A 16,057-nucleotide genomic window follows, 5' to 3' on the forward strand; every position below is an offset into this window, starting at 1 on the left:
GCTGCAATCCTCCTGTAATGCGTGTGTTTTCTAAACTGTATATAGTATACCTCTTTTTCAGAAAACTGGCAACAGGGAATATCATATAGATTGCTGTTAGCTGGCGTGATAAGCATCAAAAATCTGTCCCGCAATCGGAACTGCTGCCTCACTGCCGGAACCGCCATTCTCCACGATCACGGCAACCACCAGATCCGGATCATCCACATTGGAATAGCCGATAAACCAGGAATGGCTGTGTCCTTCCTCGTCAAACTCTGCGGAACCAGTCTTACCTGCTACTGTATAGCTTCTGCCGGAAAGTGCGGAAGCTGTACCGGAATCAACCACCTGTTTCATTAATTTGCCAAGAAGATTGGCCTCATTGGAACTCATCAGCCGTTTATAAGCTACCGGTTCTGTCTTTTTTACTGAATCGCCATTGTCATTTACCACCTCGTCAATAAGATAAGGTTTCATCAGAACACCGTCATTTGCAATGGCACAGGTGATCAATGCCATATGCATAGGAGACACAAGAGTATTGCCTTGTCCAATGGCAGTCTGCATGATCAGAGGCGTTACGGAATCTGCATCAAGGGAAAAGCTGCTGGTTCTGTAGGAGTTCAGAGGCAGACTCTTGTTAAACAGAAGATCCTCCGCAGTCTCGCGAAGAGACGCACCCCCAAGACCAACTCCAATATCTGCAAATGCACAGTTACAGGAATTTGCAAATGCAGAATAGAAATTCTCCTGCCCGTGAACCGTATTGTGATAACAGTGGATCGTGTGATCCTGCAAGGTGATACTTCCCTCACAGAGATAATTGTATCCCTCAAAAGTTCCCTTTTTGCGGAAATAGTCAAGTGCAGTCACAACCTTGAAGGTGGAACCTGGCGGATATGCACCATTTGTGGCTCTGTTCAGAAGACTGCTGTCATTCTCGTCGTTTACCAGATAGTCCCAATTATCCCCAATGGTATTGGGATCAAAATCAGGCTTGCTCACTTCTACAAGCCTTTTTCCGGTAGATGGTTCCATTACCACAACAGCCCCTCTTCTGTCACCCAATGCATTGTATGCAATGCTCTGAAGATTGGCATTCAGGGTAGATACAACCGTATCTCCGGTATTCTTCTCATTAAGGAACTGATTCTTCATCTGAGTCAGAAAAAAGGAATGGGAAGTCAGAAGGGTAAAGTTCGCCTCTGATTCCAGACCGCTTTTTCCATTGGTATCATAACCCACAACATGGGAGAACATATTGGAATATGGATAATTACGTGTCTCAGTTCCATCCTCACTTACATTGGTCTGCGCCAAAATCTGTCCGTCAGAAGACAGGATCTTACCTCGTACTACACGGTCGGAAAAGGAATCCTGTCTGGTATTGTAAGGGCTGTTAATAAAATCATCGCTTTTAAAGCCATCGAAATAAATCAGATACCCGATCATACTGATAAAAATAATCCCAAAGAAGATGGAAACAAAGGTATATTCTTTATTTCTGGCTTTGCGCTTTTTAGTAATCTCTTTCTTCCGCTGCCTCAACAGCTCTCTGTCTCGCTCTCTTTGCTGCCTCTCGTCGATGTCTCTCAATTTCTTCGTCCTCGTCCTCTCTATAAATATACAAGCCCTGGATAATAGCGATCATCAAAATCATACACATAATGGAACTTCCTCCATAGCTGACCAGAGGAAGAGTCACACCTGTCATAGGTATGAATTTGGTAGCACCTCCAATGGTAAGGAACACCTGAAACGCATATTCCGCACCAAGACCAATAGCGATCAGTTTATAAAATGGATTCTTGATCTGCAGGGCAATCTCCACGATAGTAAGGAAAAAGCTCATACACACAAAGATCAGGCAGATGGCAAAAATCCCGCCAAGCTCCTCGCAGATCGCACTGAAAATAAAGTCGTTTTTTACAACCGGAATTTTCTCCGGAGAGCCCTGGCAAAGTCCCATTCCAAACCATCCGCCTGTACCAATGGCAAACAGGGACTGTACAATCTGGTATCCTTCATTCTGATAAACTGCCATAGGATCTTTCCACGCACTGACACGCTGCCTTACATGACCAAACAGGTGATATGCCACTACAGCGCCTGCTGTACCGCCTGCAATTCCAATGCAAAGGTATGCCGGCTTCCTGGTTGATACATAGATCAGCACCAGATAAGCTGCAAAAAAGATTACAGCGCTTCCAAGATCTCTTGAAAGCACCAGGATTCCCACATGGAGACCTGCCACAACAGTAGCCAGCACAACTTTCTTAAAAGTTACCTCTCTTGCCAGAAGGGATGCCATAAAGAACACAAAGGTGAGCTTGATCACCTCGGAAGGCTGGATTCCCATCAGAGAAAGCTTGGCGCCGTAGCTTGTCTGTGCCAGAACAAGAACTGCTCCAAGAAGAACAATCCCAAGCCCTGCATACACCCAGGTAAGATCCTTGAGAAATTTCATCTTGCGGATCATAACCGGGATCACCAGCGCCACTGCACTTCCGCACGCAACGATCAAAAGCTGCTTATTGGCAGAGGCAATATCCAGCCTGCACAGCATTATAAATCCAACGCTTAAAAGCATGCACATATTATTTAAAAGCAGCATAGACGCATTTTTATAAATTCTGCGGTATAAAATAAGGATCGCAGCAAAATATATCATCATTTCTGCATAAAAGATGACAACCTTAAAATCAAAGGTTTTCAGAAAAATCACAACAAATGCGGTAAAATCCAGAAAAAAGGTTAAAGTGATCTGACTTCTTAAAAGTCCTTTCCTGTCTGAAGCGTGTTTCCCCACAACAAGGTAGTAGCACAAAACTGTGTACACGATCATCAGTGTCAGGATCACATATTTGGATAATTCAACAACAATATTAATCATACGCCTTTACTCGGCTCCTCTTTTAAAATGACCTTTTGTAAACTCATATTCGTGAGATACCTGGCTGCCATGATATGCAGCCACAAAGTCTTCCACGATCTGTTCTGTTTCTTCCCTGCTTTCTATGGTAAAAGCCAGTCTTACAGATGAAACACCAAGCTCTTTCACCCTGTCAGCTTCCTTCAAAAGACCGTATGGCAGACTGTTATAGATGATATTATAACACGACTCTGCCGCCTTTGTATTTCCCATTTTCCATGGACGACAATAACAGACTACAGGAAATTCCTTGTCATAACGGTCTTTCAGAACAAGCCTCTCCTCCTGTCCATTGCAGCCGAAAGTATTCTTTCGTACACACTGGGCGCTGTGCATAAGAGGCAGACGGCCGTAGACAATCATCTCGCTGCCTGCATTTTCTCTGTGGCGAAGTTCCTTCTCATTCAGCTCCAGGGGAACTGTATTTCGAAGGATTCCCTGATCTTTCCAGAAACGGATGGCTTCATCATTCCAGGTATACAGGGAGTGATCCAGCACACACTTGTCTGCCAGTCCCATCTGTGCCAGTGCACTGTAGGACTCCAGATTCCGCACAAGAAATCCGCTCAGCCCTGCTTCCAGCCACTTTTTCACCTGCTTCATATAGCCTTCCGGTGGATTTTCTCTTGTAATGTGAGGAAGAGAAAGATACATTTCTTTTCCATTGTCAAGACCTGTCTGCAAATGTTTCTCTATTAATGCGTAAGGAAGATAAATACCCTGGATTCCGTCTTTTTGGCAGAGGACTTCAGAAGCCTCCTCGCTTTCACAGGACACGTAAACCGGAATGTATTCCTCTTTTTTGCGGGGAACATGATCACAGGCCGCAATCGCACTGATTTTTGCCGGCGTCTCCTCCGCAATTCTCTTAACCCGCTCGTCTCCCACGTTTCGCCTGTATTTTTGTAAAAGCTTCTCCTTCAGATCCTCTAATGCCTGATGCCGCGCTTCATTTAAAATCTTCATGGGAACAAAAACGGAATTTTCCATATAAATTTCCAGTTTTTCCCATATAAATGAGGTGTTTCCCAGCTTGTCCATCTGCTGACGCACCCGCTCTTCCGTTACCGGCTGGCTCTTTGCGTATTGTACTTCTCCAACACATTCATATGCATCTTCCCCCTGACAGGAAACATGAAGAAGAACCGGAGAACCGGGGACAAGGTGAAGTTCGCCTGTAATTTTCTCTTTCAGCTGCTTCGTTTCCAGAAAAACTTCCCCCGTTTTTTTCTCATTTGTAAATGCCATCATCTGAGGACCATTTCCCATCTGATAGTAGCCTGTACAGGAACCGCCTCTATTAAACAGATCCAGAAGATATTTTTTATCTTTTTCTGTCACGTGATAATTCGCAGGTCCTTTTTCAAAAAGAAAATCCAGATATTTCCGATACATACCGGTAACGCCAGCAGTGTAAGCCGGCTGCTTCATTCTGCCCTCTATTTTCAGAGAGGTAACTCCCGCTTCTATAATTTCAGGTAAAATTTCAATGGTACAGATATCTTTCAGGCTTAACGGGCAGAATTCTCCTTTTCCATACTCTTTTGCCCTGAAATTCTTCACCTGGTATGGCAGACGGCAAGGCTGGGCACAACGACCTCTGTTTCCGCTTCTGCCTCCCAAAAGACTGCTCATCAGACATTGTCCTGAATAGCTGTAGCAAAGTGCTCCATGGACAAAAGCCTCTATCTCAATTGGGCAGGCTTCATGCATACGGGAAAGTTCCTGAAGGGAAAGTTCTCTTGCAGCTACCACCCGGGTCGCCCCCTGATCTGCCAGGAATTTCATTCCTTCCGGACCAGTTACAGTCATCTGCGTGCTGGCATGAAGGTGAAGTTTCGGAAATTCTTTTTTCAAAAGGGAAAATACTCCCATATCCTGGACGATCACTGCATCCAGGCCTGCATTGTAGTATGGTTCCAGATAGGAAACCAGTTCTTCTTTTAATTCTCTATTTTTTAACAGGGTATTGACCGTAAGATACAGCTTCTTACCATGAATATGCGCCACATCAATGGCGCGAAGAAGCTCTTCTTCGTTAAAATTCTGGGCATATGCTCTGGCTCCGAACATTGCACCGCCTACGTACACAGCGTCCGCACCTGCTCCAAGTGCAGCTTCAAAGCCTTCGTAGGAACCGGCAGGAGCCAGCAATTCTATGTTATTAGGATTCAAAGTTTGTCCTCCAATTTTTATGAGAATTTAAGGTTTCTTCAATGAAAACAGCCTCCACAATTCACAGCTTTTTCCTTTATGTATAGCAGGCCTAAATCTGCAAATTGCGAAAACGTTTTTTACACACTTTGATAAAGGAAAAGAGGAATCACCTAAGCAATCCCTCCTGCTATTATTTCAGCATTTCATCCAGTTCTTTTTCCAGTTCTTTTACTTTACCCTCCAGGAGATTCTTCTCGTCAAGGGCTTCCTGTTCATTCTTCTGTGCCTCTTCAATCTGCATACGAAGAGAAATAAGCTCATGCTTCAGATCATACATCTCCTGATCCTTCTGCTGCAGATCAAGTTCATAAGTCTCCACCTGCTTCTTCGCCTTGAAGTAATCGTCGGTAATGTTCAGGCTGAGAAGCATATGCTTGGTCTCCATAGGCTGTCTGCCGTATCCTGGCACAGTCTCCAGCTCTCCTATCTTCTTATTCATATATGATGCAACCTGCTGGAAATATTCCTCTGATTCATATCCTCCAAGGGTAATGATCTTACCCCCGATGATCACCTGTGCTGTATTCTTGACCGCCATTCGTTCAAGCCTCCTGTATCTTTATACTACCAGCTTCTCCTTACACTGTTACCCCCCAAATAATCCGCTGCTTTTCTTCTATAGACAGTAACCGTATCGCGGAATATTAGCAGAAAACAGCAACTTCATATTGTTACTGTTCACTCTGTGACCAGCAACACAATATGCCCGGAAAAACCAGTCTGTTTATTATCTTTTCGTATTACAATTTATGTAAGCACTCCTATTATAATCGAAAAATGTTGAAAAGTATAGGATTTTTTACAAAAGTTTATCTTTTATATTTCCGGAACAGGAAAACCAAGGTGTTCGTAAGCAAGTGCGGAGGCCATCCGCCCTCTCGGGGTGCGGTTCAGAAAGCCATTTTTCAGAAGGTACGGCTCATACACATCTTCTAAAGTACCGGAATCTTCACCGATGGCTGCTGCCAAAGTGTCAAGTCCAACAGGGCCGCCTTTGAAATTTACAATAAGAGTAGTCAGGATCTGGCGGTCCAGTTTGTCCAGACCATATTGATCTACCTCCAGAAGGTTCAAAGCAAAGCATGCTACATCGTAAGTGATCCTTCCGTCATATTTCACCTGGGCAAAATCACGGACACGCTTTAACAGACGGTTTGCAAGACGGGGCGTTCCCCGGGAGCGCATGGCGATCTCTCCGGCACCTTTCACGTCAATTTCTACTCCAAGTACCTGGGCAGAGCGCATGATGATTGTGGTTAGTTCCTTCTTACTGTAAAATTCCAGATGATGAATCACACCAAAACGGTCACGGAGCGGCGCAGAAAGAAGCCCGGCTCTGGTGGTAGCACCTACAAGGGTAAATTTCGGCAAATCCAGTCGGATCGACCTGGCGGAAGCGCCCTTCCCGATCATAATATCGATGGCGAAATCCTCCATGGCAGGATAAAGCACCTCTTCCACCTGTCTGTTCAGGCGATGGATCTCGTCTACAAAAAGAATATCCCCTTCCTGAAGATTATTCAGAATCGCCGCCATTTCTCCAGGCTTCTCAATTGCAGGGCCGGAAGTCACTTTCATATGCACACCCATTTCATTGGCAATAATACCGGAAAGGGTAGTTTTTCCAAGTCCCGGAGGGCCATAGAAAAGGACATGGTCCAGGGAATCGTGACGCTGTTTGGCAGCTTCAATATATACTTTTAAGGTATTTTTGGTTTTTTCCTGGCCAATATACTCGTCCAGGGTCTGTGGGCGAAGATTCCCTTCCAGAGAAAAATCCTCTTCCATAACATCAGTGGTTATGATACGATTGTCCATTTTTTACCTCTTGAAATTAGTGTTTGCATTTATATACCGGGATGCATTTCATTCACGATAGCACCCTTTGCGAAAAAATTTATGGAATCTAAAAATTCTTCAATGCAGCTTTCAGGATTCCTTCTACATCCGTCGGCTCCACATCTGTCACCTTGCGCACTGCGCGGAGGGCATCTGTACTGCTGTAGCCAAGTGCCACCAGTGCTTCTACTGCTTCCTGTCTGGCATCTGTCATTCCTGCTCCAGCTGCAGCTGTAGTAGCCTGAGCCTGTTCATTGGCAAGCTTCTGCTCAAAGGCTTCTTCCAGACTGAGCTTATCCTTCAGCTCCAGGATCAGCTTCTGGGCTGTTTTTTTACCGATTCCAGGGGCTTTTGACAAAGTTTTCACATCATCGGAAAGAACAGCAAAGCGAAGCTCATCTGCAGTGATTCCTGCCAGAACTCCCAGAGCAGCTTTCGGTCCAACTCCGTTTACACCAAGAAGAAGTTTAAACACCTGTAAATCATCTTTATTGAAAAATCCATAGAGAACCATTGCATCTTCTCTTACCTGAAAATAAGTATGAAGCTTCACTTCCTGTCCAATGTGCAGCTGTGCCAGAGCGTTTCCGGTCATATTTATTTCAAATCCGATGCAATTTGATTCTATGATTGCAGAATTCTCGGTAAGGTCTGCTACTGTTCCTCGGATGAATGAGATCATGGGGAGGACCTCCTGTTTTATCTATTGTAAAGAGTTATATTCGAAATTCTTTGTCATCATACCATATTCCACCGAAAAAAGCAAACATTCATTCGATTTTTTCAAAAAGGACGCGCCGGCAAGCGATATATTTTCTTTTCATAATAATAAAATACTCCTTTCAGTTGCAGGAAGGAAACTTGCGGGCCCTTATTTCCTTGTCCGAAAGGAGTATAGCACTTTAATTTTCAGAAAATAATAGTAAAAGTGTAGTATTATTTTTTCTTTGTAAGAAGCCAGGCACTTGTCAGGGCTGTAAAAGGGGCAACTGTCACAAGCCCGAAGCTTCCAACTACAGTATCCAGTAATTCAGCTGCAACATACTTGTAATTCATAATATTATCAATTGGTGTTCCCTGTGCCATAAACGTCATCAAAAGAGCAATATAACCGCCAGAATAAGCAAGAAGCAATGTGGTAGTCATAGTTCCCATTGCTGCTCTGCCAACATTCATTCCTGATCTGGCTGCTTCTTTCCATCCAATATTCGGCTTTTTACAAATTACTTCATTTACTGCCGAAGTAATATCAACGGACAGATCCATCATAGCACCTGATGCTCCGATAAAAATACCGCTCATATAAATCTGAGAAAGATTCAGATTCTGATAACCAGCGTACAAAAGACTTTCCGAATATGCCATAACTGCTCCGTGAATTTTAAAAGCGTCTGTAAAAATACACCCCATAACACAAGTCACAAACACCCCCAGCAAAGCACCTGAAGATGCAGCCAGTGTTTTTCTGTCAAATCCGTACACCAAAAATATAATAAGAAGAGTAAGAAAGGCAGTTAACGCAATTCCCCACCATATTGGATTCGCACCTTTTAAATAAGCTGGTGTCAAAATTTTCCAGATTGCCAGAATTGTAATGAGAAACGAATATACTGCTCTTAAACCTGTTTTTCCTGCAAACCCGATTAAAAGCAAAACAAATAATCCAGCCAGAATAGCTTCTTTATCCAGACGATAATGGTCACTCATCATAATTGAAAGAATCTTATCTTTGCTATAACTGATTACTACATGGGCAACATCTCCTTTCTGAAATATTTTGTCCGCTTCCAAAGAGCCACTCAGCATATTTACTGCATCTGCAGTCTCATTTTTAAACTTTCCATCAAGTATTTTCACCTTACAATACTGCTCGCCTGACTGAATCAAGCCATTATTAATCACAGAGCTTTCATCTGTGGAAATCACCTTTGCTCTTACTCTGTCTGTTCCCTTATAAATAGCAGCATCCTCATAGCCCGTTGGAAGAACTATGAGGATGAGGATTAACAATATTGCTATTATAGAAACAGAACTTTTTTTAAGTCTGTCTCTTACCATTTATTTTACTCCTGTAATTGCAGCCACTTTATTGAAAATATCGGTATTGTCATAATAGCCTTCAAACTGCTCCTGTCCGGCTCCCATGGCAAATACTTCCACCGGAAGTCCTGTATGTGCATAAGATGCAAAATTAATGCCAGACTTGTTGTTCAGAATATGAGTAATTGTTACAGTAAGTGGTTCATAGCTTCCATACATCAGATATTCTTCCTGACCAAACTCTTCCTCTTCTCCTGTTCTGCTCATTGTTTCCTCATAAGCATTCTGAAGCTTCTGATACTCATAATCTGTCATTACAAGACTTCCCTTATCTTCTTCGCCTTCTGGGTGCACATCCTTGCTGTCAGCCTGATTTGAGGACTCTGTTGTACCAGTAGGTGCCTGCAGACCAAAGAGTTCTGTGATATCAGCCATTACTGTATCAAAATCAGTTTTGTTTTCTTTATATGCCACTACATAATCAGAATCAAATTTTGCGTAAGAGATTTTCTGATTACTGATATTTGCAAGAAATGTATCATAGTCGGTGCCTGCAAATCCTATGGTAAGACCACCTGTCTCGTGATCACCTGTTACCAAAATCAAAGTTTCGTCTGGATGCTCGTTATAAAAATCAACAGCTTTTCCCACTGCCTCATCCATTGCAACAGTATCTGTAATAGTTGCAGCTGCATCATTTGCATGACAGGCCCAGTCAATTTTTCCTCCCTCAACCATCATGAAAAATCCAGTATCATTATCCAGAACTTCAATACCTTTTTTCACATAGTCAGAAAGACCCCATTCGCCATCTTCCAGATCCATATCATAGCTCATCGCATCGTCATCAGCAAGTGTCTCATCAATTACAATTGCTTTTCCATCTTCTGCAGTAAGATTTTCTGCCTCTGCTTTTGTCTTAATCACTTTATATCCAGCTTCCTGAGCAAGCTCATATAAATCTGTCTGGTCTCCCTCTGAACCAGTTGTTTTCTTAAGACCACCACCTGCAAAATAATCAAAATTACTTGCAATCAGTTCCTGACCAATTTCATAATAGTTATTTCTGGAAGCCTGATGAGCATAAAATGCAGCCGGTGTTGCATGATTTAAGTTTACGGAAGAAAGAATTCCAACCTTATAGCCAAGCTGTTTTTTTAATTTTTCAGCAATTGTCTCATAAGAAGTTTCCATCTTCTCATCCATATTGATGGTTCCACTATAAGTCTTATGACCTGTGGAAATGGAAGTAGCTGTAGAAGCGGAATCAGGACAGAATGAAGTGCTGTCATAGGTCTGCGCAGAGCCTGCTACCGGAAATTTCATCATATTCAGCTTGCTTTCACTTGTAAGAATATCATCTCCATCATCTTCAATTGCATTCAGATAATAGTTTGTTGTCTGAACCTGAGGATAACTCATTCCATCACCAATAAACAAGAAAATATATTTCGGAACTTTTGGTTCATCTGCTGCTGCACCCTGTGCAGGAACCGCACAAGCGGTCATTGCTGCTGCTAATAATAATGCGCTGATCTTTTTTGCTTTCATGTACATTTTCTCCTTCTTTTTCATAAAGCGATTAATTCGAACACGTATGATTTTATACATTATTTGTAAAATCCGCTGTTTTCCCCCTGTTAAATTCCGGCAAAAAATAAGCTGTCGGTGTAAAAAATCCTTTCACACTGACAGCATTATTATAACTTCTAGAATTTATATCAAGCAATTATTCGGTTAAAACAAGTCCTTAACCAACCTTCTTTGCCTTGGGATATACCTGCGCCATCCGCTCATCGTCAAAATGTTTGTCCACCCAGCTTTCAAAGCTGTTTTCCGCTTCTATGCCATTGCTTCTGGCATTATAACGCGCCAGTGCAGCGCTGGATACGATTCCGTCAGCAAGCATAAATATAATAAGGATCCAGGTAATGATTTTTCCAATTTTCACCGGAATCTTCTCGATCAGCCTGGAAACAGGCGGATAGAATATTTTAAACCATGCCACTGCTGCAAATCCCCAGAAGAAGCAGTACAGAAGATTAATCCTGCCGCCAAGGTTAAACGGGATATCACTGTAATCCCAGAATACAGTTCCAAATACAATTTCTGTGAAAACACTGCAGATATATTCATAGGCACCACCAAGAAATGTACCCATCCAGAAAAGGAACTGCTGGGAGCGGTTTCTGTATTTGTAGAGAAGAGCTGTAACTGCTGCAATGGCAAGGCCCCACACAATACTGAAATCTCCCCACACCACACTGCTGCGGCTCATCCAGTATCCGGCTGTAATCCGGCAGAAAATAGTCTCTGTAATATCTCCAAGAAATGCGCCGATAAAAAACAGCAGTACGATTTTATAAAAGCTGCAGCCGTAGGCAAAAATCTCCGGATGTGCCTCTTCGCTCTCCGTGTGCTGCTTCTGAGGATATGCTTTGGTAATTCGACGATTTACAACATCATCAATTTTTGCCCCAAGCTTCTTTGTTGCGGAATCAATATCCCGGTCAGCAGCGATCCATCTTTCAGGATTCTTGCTGTGCCCAAAAAGGATGGTCAGTGTGGCAATAGCATCCACTGCCAGAAATCCCATCAGAACCAGTATGAGAATTCTGCTTATAAGTCCCGGAAGAAGACTGTACAAAGACATGCAAAGCCCGTTTCCAATTTTGATCACAAATACACCAAGAAGACCCCAGACACAGGAGGTCGGTACGCTGACATATCCATCCAGATTCCACTTGATATTCCGGTAATCCCACCATCTTTCGTGGTACCACATTTCAATTAAATGACCGGCGATCCACTCAAGCAGGGAGGCTACAATGGCACAGCCAAGAAACAGCCAGATGCCAGTCAGTTCTCTTGTAAATGCAGTAATGAAGAATCCTCCAAATCCATAGATCAGACAGAACGGACCGTTGATAATACCTCTGTTTGCGAATTTCTTCTGTTTCAGGGATGCAAGAACTGTCTCAAGCACCCATCCTGCAAAGGAATAGATGAGAAACAGCCAAATTAATTTCCAGATCATATGCATGTCTCCTCTTTTGTTTATTGAAATATAAAAACGTTCCGGGAAAACCCGATTAGAATATCATAGCACAATAGAGCGTGTTTGAAAAAGGTTTTCTGCAAGATGTATGTCACAATAAAGGCGCCGTAACGGGCTACGACAACTGAATTCGGGCAAAATATACCGCGGGGTGGGGCGTGCAGATTGTGGGAATAATTTTTCAAACACGCTCTAACCCCAAGAATAAAGCCTGTATTCCAGCTGCTGGTTCTCATATAATTTACATTCTATGCCAACAGTCTGAAAATACAGGCTTTTCATTTTTATTTTATGCCTCCCGGATAACCCCTCTCGGACAGGCCTCCTTACATGCTCCGCATCCTGTACACTTCTCATAATCAATATGTGCACAGAAATCTTCCACGGTAATTGCACCGTTTGGACATGTTTTTTCGCACTTCTTACAGCCGATACATCCAATCTCACAGGCATCCATCACCTGTTTGCCCTTATCATGGGAGCTGCAGTCCACAGCCACTTTCTGGTCGTACGGAATCAGCTCGATCAGATGTCTCGGACATTTGGCAACACATTTGCCACAGGCTTTACATGCTTCTTTATCTACTACTGCAATGCCATCTACAATATGAATGGCATCAAATGGACAGACCTTTACGCAGCTACCAAAGCCACAGCAGCCATATGTACAGGTCTTTGCTCCGCCGTTTGGCACGAAAGGAAGCATCTCGCAGTCTTCCACTCCAGTGTAAATATACTCTTCTTTCGCTTTTTCACAGGTTCCGGAGCATTTTACATGAGCTACCTGACGGGCAGTCTCAACTGCCGCCTGTCCCATAATACCGGCAATTATTTTCCCAACAGGCTCGCCGCCTACCGGGCAACGGTTTACAGGCGCTTCACCTTTGGCAATTGCTGCTGCCAGACCATCACAGCCCGGATATCCGCAGCCACCACAGTTATTTCCAGGAAGAGCTTCTCTTATGGCAACTTCCTTCTCATCAATTTCAACAGCAAATTTTTTTCCGGCTGCTCCAAGAAAAACACCGATGAAGAGGCCTACTGCTGCAACCAGAATTGTTGCTGCTATAATCGCACTAATATTCATCCCGACGCCTCCTTAAATTAATCCTGAAAATCCGAAGAACGCAATCGCCATCAGTCCAGCTGTCAGAAGAACGGTTGGAAATCCCTGGAAAGCTTCCGGAATATCGTTGTAGGCAATTTTCTCACGGATTCCTGCCATCAGCACAATAGAAATGGAGAAACCAAATGCTGTTGCGAAACCGTTTACAGTGCCTTCCAGAATATTGTAATCCTTCTGCACGTTTGTAAGAGCCACACCAAGAACTGCGCAGTTTGTGGTGATCAGAGGCAGATACACGCCAAGTGCTTTGTAAAGAGAAGGCATACTTTTCTTCAGGAACATTTCTACGAACTGCACCAGTGCTGCAATGATCAGAATGAACACGATAGTCTGAAGGTAAGTCAGATCAAGCGGCTGAAGGATCAGCTTGTAGATCACACTTGTTACAAAGGAGGACAAGGTGATTACAAAAATAACCGCACCGCCCATACCAGCTGCCGTATCTGTAGTCTTGGAGACTCCAAGGAAAGGGCAAAGTCCCATGAACTGGCTCAGGACTACGTTATTTACCAGCGCAGAGCTTACAATGATCAGTAATAATTCTTTCATCTTCTCTTACCCCCTTTTTCCCGAACACATGGAATTTCCGCAGGAAGCACAGCCACCCTTGCAATCCGGATTGCTTGGATCGATGCCCCGTTTTGCAGCACCAATCTTGAATTTGTTCTGAAGCGCAGATAAAAATGCAAGGACAAAAAATGCGCCAGGTGCAAGAATAAAGATGGTTACCGGCTCATAGCCCATTTTTCCTGCTGCAGCGTCTGCAAGAGGAAGGATCTGTTTGCCGAAAATACTGCCGGCACCGATCAGCTCACGTACTGCTCCGATGCAGGTGATGCTTAAAGTAAATCCAAGTCCCATTCCAATACCATCAAAAAGTGAGGGAATTGGTTTGTTCTTGGATGCATAAGCCTCTGCTCTTCCCAGGATGATACAGTTTACAACGATCAGCGGAATGTAAATTCCAAGGGAAGAATACAAAAACGGGATAAAGCCCTGGAGAAGCATCTGCACAATTGTTACAAAGGATGCTACAACAACAATGTAAGCAGGCATACGCACACTGTCCGGAATAAAATTACGGAGCAGGGAGATCATCAGGTTGGATGCTGCCAGAATCACCGTTGTGGTAAGTCCCATTCCGATACCATTGATTGCAGATGTGGTGATGGCCAGTGTTGGACACATACCAAGCATCAGCACAAAAGTAGGATTTTCTTTGATAATACCATTTATCAGTCGTTCAGATGGTGTATTCTTTTTCATTTCTGGCTGCCCCCTTTCTCATAACGGAATGCGGCAAGTCCTGCATTGACGCCATTTGTCATGGCATTTGTGGTAATTGTCGCACCACTTAAAGCATCGATCTCATCATCAGAGGTGGCACCAGTTTTTGTATAGGTAAATTTCTCTACGTTCTTATCCTTGAACTGATTTTTAAAATCATCTGTAGTTGCACGCATACCAAGACCAGCGGTCTCACTGATGGATAAAATGGAAATTCCGTTCAGAGTTCCATCATCCTGAACGCCCATGGCAAACTGAATGTCCCCGCCATAGCCTTCTGAGGTTGTTACGGTAAAGGCATAGCCAAGTTCATTTCCCTGGTCATCCTTTGCCAGCATGACTTCATCAATATTCTGAGCTTTGAAACCGTTTTCATCCAGATAGCTTTCCAGATCCGTATCCTCACCGCTTGTAACTGTCTCGAAGCTGGCTGCATCAGCAAATACTGCCTTATATGCCTCTTCTTTCTCTTTCGCCTGCTGGCTTGCAATCGGACCTGCTGTAATATCGTTTACAAGACCAAGAAGCAGCCCGGAAACCAGTGTGATCACGGTCAGCGCAAGAGTATCTTTTACGATCTTATTTTTCATTTCTTCGCGCCTCCTTTTCCAAAAGCAACCGGACGGGTGAAACGCTCAATCTGAGGTACCAGCAGGTTGCAGAAAATAATCGCATAGGAAACGCCCTCTGCGGAAGCTCCGAAAATACGGAAAATTCCGGTAAGAACACCAAGACAGACGCCATATACATACTGCCCCTTTGGTGTAATGGGGCTTGTAACGTAGTCCGTCGCCATAAACCATGCACCAAGCATAAGACCACCACCACAGAGATGGGTGAGCAGATAATTTACATCAAAGCCTTTGCCGGAAGCGAGCATGTAGATGATCACAAATACTGCAAAGCTGCCGATATAGGTCAGCGGAATTCTGGCGCTGATCACTTTGTAGCAAAGCAGGATTGCTGCACCGATCAGGATGGCAATTACAGAAGTCTCTCCGATGGTTCCCTGGATATTACCAAAAATCAGATTCTTAACCGGAACGGAGGAGCCTGCCACAAAGCCATGGTCACGAAGAGCGGCCAGAGGAGTGGCGCCTGTCACACCGTCAACTGCACCTTTAAAGCTGTCTGATACAGAAAAATCTGTCATCTTGCCGGCAAAGGAAATCATAAGGAAACAGCGGGCTGCCAGGGCCGGATTTATAAAGTTCTGTCCAAGACCGCCAAAAAGCTGTTTTACCACAATAATTGCAAAAATACTGCCGAGCACCGGGATCCAGAGCGGAATTCCTGCCGGCATATTCAGGCCGATAAGAAGTCCGGTTACCACTGCACTGAAATCCTTCACAGTGTTCTTTTTGTGCATAAAATGATCATATAACCACTCTGCAAGCGCTGCTGAACCGGTGGATACCACCAGAACGGCAAGAGCCTTTAATCCATGATTATAAATTCCCATAAGGGCAGCAGGCAAAAGCGCTATGACAACCAGCTGCATGATTTTTGCAGTGGTCATCCTTGCCCGGACATGGGGATTAGATGATACATTAAACATTTGTTCCATTCGTTTCTT

Annotated in this window: 16 protein-coding genes; 1 reads left to right on the forward strand and 15 read right to left on the reverse strand. The window is 43.8% G+C overall.

What is annotated here, in order from left to right; all coding sequences use genetic code 11:
- Positions 1-96 precede the first annotated feature (96 nt).
- The 10 genes from AB5170_RS08085 to AB5170_RS08130 form a co-directional block, all read right to left on the reverse strand.
- Positions 97-1,578, reverse strand: a complete 1,482-nt coding sequence (locus tag AB5170_RS08085) for a penicillin-binding protein 2 (RefSeq protein WP_173772315.1) — start codon at positions 1,576-1,578, stop codon at positions 97-99.
- The gene (locus tag AB5170_RS08090) at positions 1,502-2,875 is read right to left on the reverse strand and encodes an FtsW/RodA/SpoVE family cell cycle protein (protein WP_118578052.1); all 1,374 of its coding nucleotides are present in this window, start codon (positions 2,873-2,875) and stop codon (positions 1,502-1,504) included. Before AB5170_RS08090 ends, AB5170_RS08085 begins: the two co-directional genes overlap by 77 nt.
- Before the next feature lie 6 nt (positions 2,876-2,881).
- On the reverse strand, positions 2,882-5,089 hold the full coding sequence (locus tag AB5170_RS08095; RefSeq protein WP_368361823.1) for a DUF3656 domain-containing protein: 2,208 nt from the start codon (positions 5,087-5,089) through the stop codon (positions 2,882-2,884).
- Between the two features lie 172 nt (positions 5,090-5,261).
- On the reverse strand, positions 5,262-5,669 hold the full coding sequence (gene zapA, locus AB5170_RS08100) for a cell division protein ZapA (protein ID WP_021925518.1): 408 nt from the start codon (positions 5,667-5,669) through the stop codon (positions 5,262-5,264).
- Positions 5,670-5,947: 278 nt separating this feature from the next.
- A complete protein-coding gene (ruvB, locus tag AB5170_RS08105) occupies positions 5,948-6,949 on the reverse strand; it encodes a Holliday junction branch migration DNA helicase RuvB (RefSeq protein WP_173715981.1) in 1,002 nt (333 codons plus the stop codon).
- Positions 6,950-7,037: 88 nt separating this feature from the next.
- Positions 7,038-7,652 carry a Holliday junction branch migration protein RuvA gene (gene ruvA, locus AB5170_RS08110; protein WP_118578051.1) on the reverse strand — a complete coding sequence of 205 codons (615 nt, stop codon included), beginning with the start codon at positions 7,650-7,652 and terminating at the stop codon, positions 7,038-7,040.
- A 254-nt stretch (positions 7,653-7,906) separates the two neighbouring features.
- Positions 7,907-9,028, reverse strand: a complete 1,122-nt coding sequence (locus AB5170_RS08115) for a YibE/F family protein (RefSeq protein WP_173773321.1) — start codon at positions 9,026-9,028, stop codon at positions 7,907-7,909.
- Complete coding sequence (locus AB5170_RS08120; RefSeq protein ID WP_368361824.1) at positions 9,029-10,567, reverse strand: alkaline phosphatase; 1,539 nt, start codon at positions 10,565-10,567, stop codon at positions 9,029-9,031.
- Positions 10,568-10,760: 193 nt separating this feature from the next.
- Complete coding sequence (locus AB5170_RS08125) at positions 10,761-12,047, reverse strand: hypothetical protein (RefSeq protein WP_368361825.1); 1,287 nt, start codon at positions 12,045-12,047, stop codon at positions 10,761-10,763.
- A 20-nt stretch (positions 12,048-12,067) separates the two neighbouring features.
- Positions 12,068-12,304: a DUF6783 domain-containing protein gene (locus AB5170_RS08130; protein ID WP_306467702.1), complete on the reverse strand. Its 237-nt coding sequence runs from the start codon at positions 12,302-12,304 to the stop codon at positions 12,068-12,070.
- Between AB5170_RS08130 and AB5170_RS08135 the strand changes: the two genes are divergently transcribed.
- Positions 12,227-12,427 (forward strand): hypothetical protein, encoded by a 201-nt coding sequence (locus AB5170_RS08135; protein ID WP_368361826.1) that lies wholly within the window; start codon positions 12,227-12,229, stop codon positions 12,425-12,427. The genes AB5170_RS08130 and AB5170_RS08135 overlap by 78 nt on opposite strands.
- Here AB5170_RS08135 and AB5170_RS08140 read toward each other — a convergent pair.
- The 5 genes from AB5170_RS08140 to AB5170_RS08160 are packed head-to-tail and all read right to left on the reverse strand — an operon-like array spanning position 12,358 to position 16,048.
- Entirely contained in the window at positions 12,358-13,155 is a 798-nt protein-coding gene (locus tag AB5170_RS08140; protein WP_173772320.1) for an RnfABCDGE type electron transport complex subunit B, read from the reverse strand. The two genes, AB5170_RS08135 and AB5170_RS08140, sit on opposite strands and share 70 nt — an antisense overlap.
- A gap of 12 nt (positions 13,156-13,167) precedes the next feature.
- Complete coding sequence (gene rsxA, locus AB5170_RS08145) at positions 13,168-13,743, reverse strand: electron transport complex subunit RsxA (RefSeq protein WP_021925525.1); 576 nt, start codon at positions 13,741-13,743, stop codon at positions 13,168-13,170.
- Between the two features lie 6 nt (positions 13,744-13,749).
- Positions 13,750-14,460 (reverse strand): electron transport complex subunit RsxE, encoded by a 711-nt coding sequence (gene rsxE, locus AB5170_RS08150; RefSeq protein WP_118578047.1) that lies wholly within the window; start codon positions 14,458-14,460, stop codon positions 13,750-13,752.
- Positions 14,457-15,071 (reverse strand): RnfABCDGE type electron transport complex subunit G, encoded by a 615-nt coding sequence (locus tag AB5170_RS08155; protein ID WP_118578046.1) that lies wholly within the window; start codon positions 15,069-15,071, stop codon positions 14,457-14,459. Before AB5170_RS08155 ends, rsxE begins: the two co-directional genes overlap by 4 nt.
- A complete protein-coding gene (locus AB5170_RS08160) occupies positions 15,068-16,048 on the reverse strand; it encodes an RnfABCDGE type electron transport complex subunit D (protein WP_195699212.1) in 981 nt (326 codons plus the stop codon). Before AB5170_RS08160 ends, AB5170_RS08155 begins: the two co-directional genes overlap by 4 nt.
- Positions 16,049-16,057: the final 9 nt, after the last annotated feature.

The sequence above is a fragment of the Ruminococcus sp. RTP21484sp1_RTP21281st1_A8_RTP21281_210402 genome, from assembly GCF_040914025.1.
Lineage (GTDB): Bacteria > Bacillota > Clostridia > Lachnospirales > Lachnospiraceae > Blautia_A > Blautia_A faecis.

Bases quoted from the DNA above. Each gene is read 5' to 3' on its own strand.
- AB5170_RS08120 (WP_368361824.1), bottom strand. From the start codon at position 10,567: ATGTACATGAAAGCAAAAAAGATCAGCGCATTATTATTAGCAGCAGCA.
- ruvB (WP_173715981.1), bottom strand. From the start codon at position 6,949: ATGGACAATCGTATCATAACCACTGATGTTATGGAAGAGGATTTTTCT.
- AB5170_RS08140 (WP_173772320.1), bottom strand. From the start codon at position 13,155: ATGAATATTAGTGCGATTATAGCAGCAACAATTCTGGTTGCAGCAGTA.
- AB5170_RS08115 (WP_173773321.1), bottom strand. From the start codon at position 9,028: ATGGTAAGAGACAGACTTAAAAAAAGTTCTGTTTCTATAATAGCAATA.
- ruvA (WP_118578051.1), bottom strand. From the start codon at position 7,652: ATGATCTCATTCATCCGAGGAACAGTAGCAGACCTTACCGAGAATTCT.
- rsxA (WP_021925525.1), bottom strand. From the start codon at position 13,743: ATGAAAGAATTATTACTGATCATTGTAAGCTCTGCGCTGGTAAATAAC.
- AB5170_RS08155 (WP_118578046.1), bottom strand. From the start codon at position 15,071: ATGAAAAATAAGATCGTAAAAGATACTCTTGCGCTGACCGTGATCACA.
- AB5170_RS08160 (WP_195699212.1), bottom strand. From the start codon at position 16,048: ATGGAACAAATGTTTAATGTATCATCTAATCCCCATGTCCGGGCAAGG.
- AB5170_RS08130 (WP_306467702.1), bottom strand. From the start codon at position 12,304: ATGAGAACCAGCAGCTGGAATACAGGCTTTATTCTTGGGGTTAGAGCG.
- rsxE (WP_118578047.1), bottom strand. From the start codon at position 14,460: ATGAAAAAGAATACACCATCTGAACGACTGATAAATGGTATTATCAAA.
- zapA (WP_021925518.1), bottom strand. From the start codon at position 5,669: ATGGCGGTCAAGAATACAGCACAGGTGATCATCGGGGGTAAGATCATT.
- AB5170_RS08090 (WP_118578052.1), bottom strand. From the start codon at position 2,875: ATGATTAATATTGTTGTTGAATTATCCAAATATGTGATCCTGACACTG.
- AB5170_RS08125 (WP_368361825.1), bottom strand. From the start codon at position 12,047: ATGATCTGGAAATTAATTTGGCTGTTTCTCATCTATTCCTTTGCAGGA.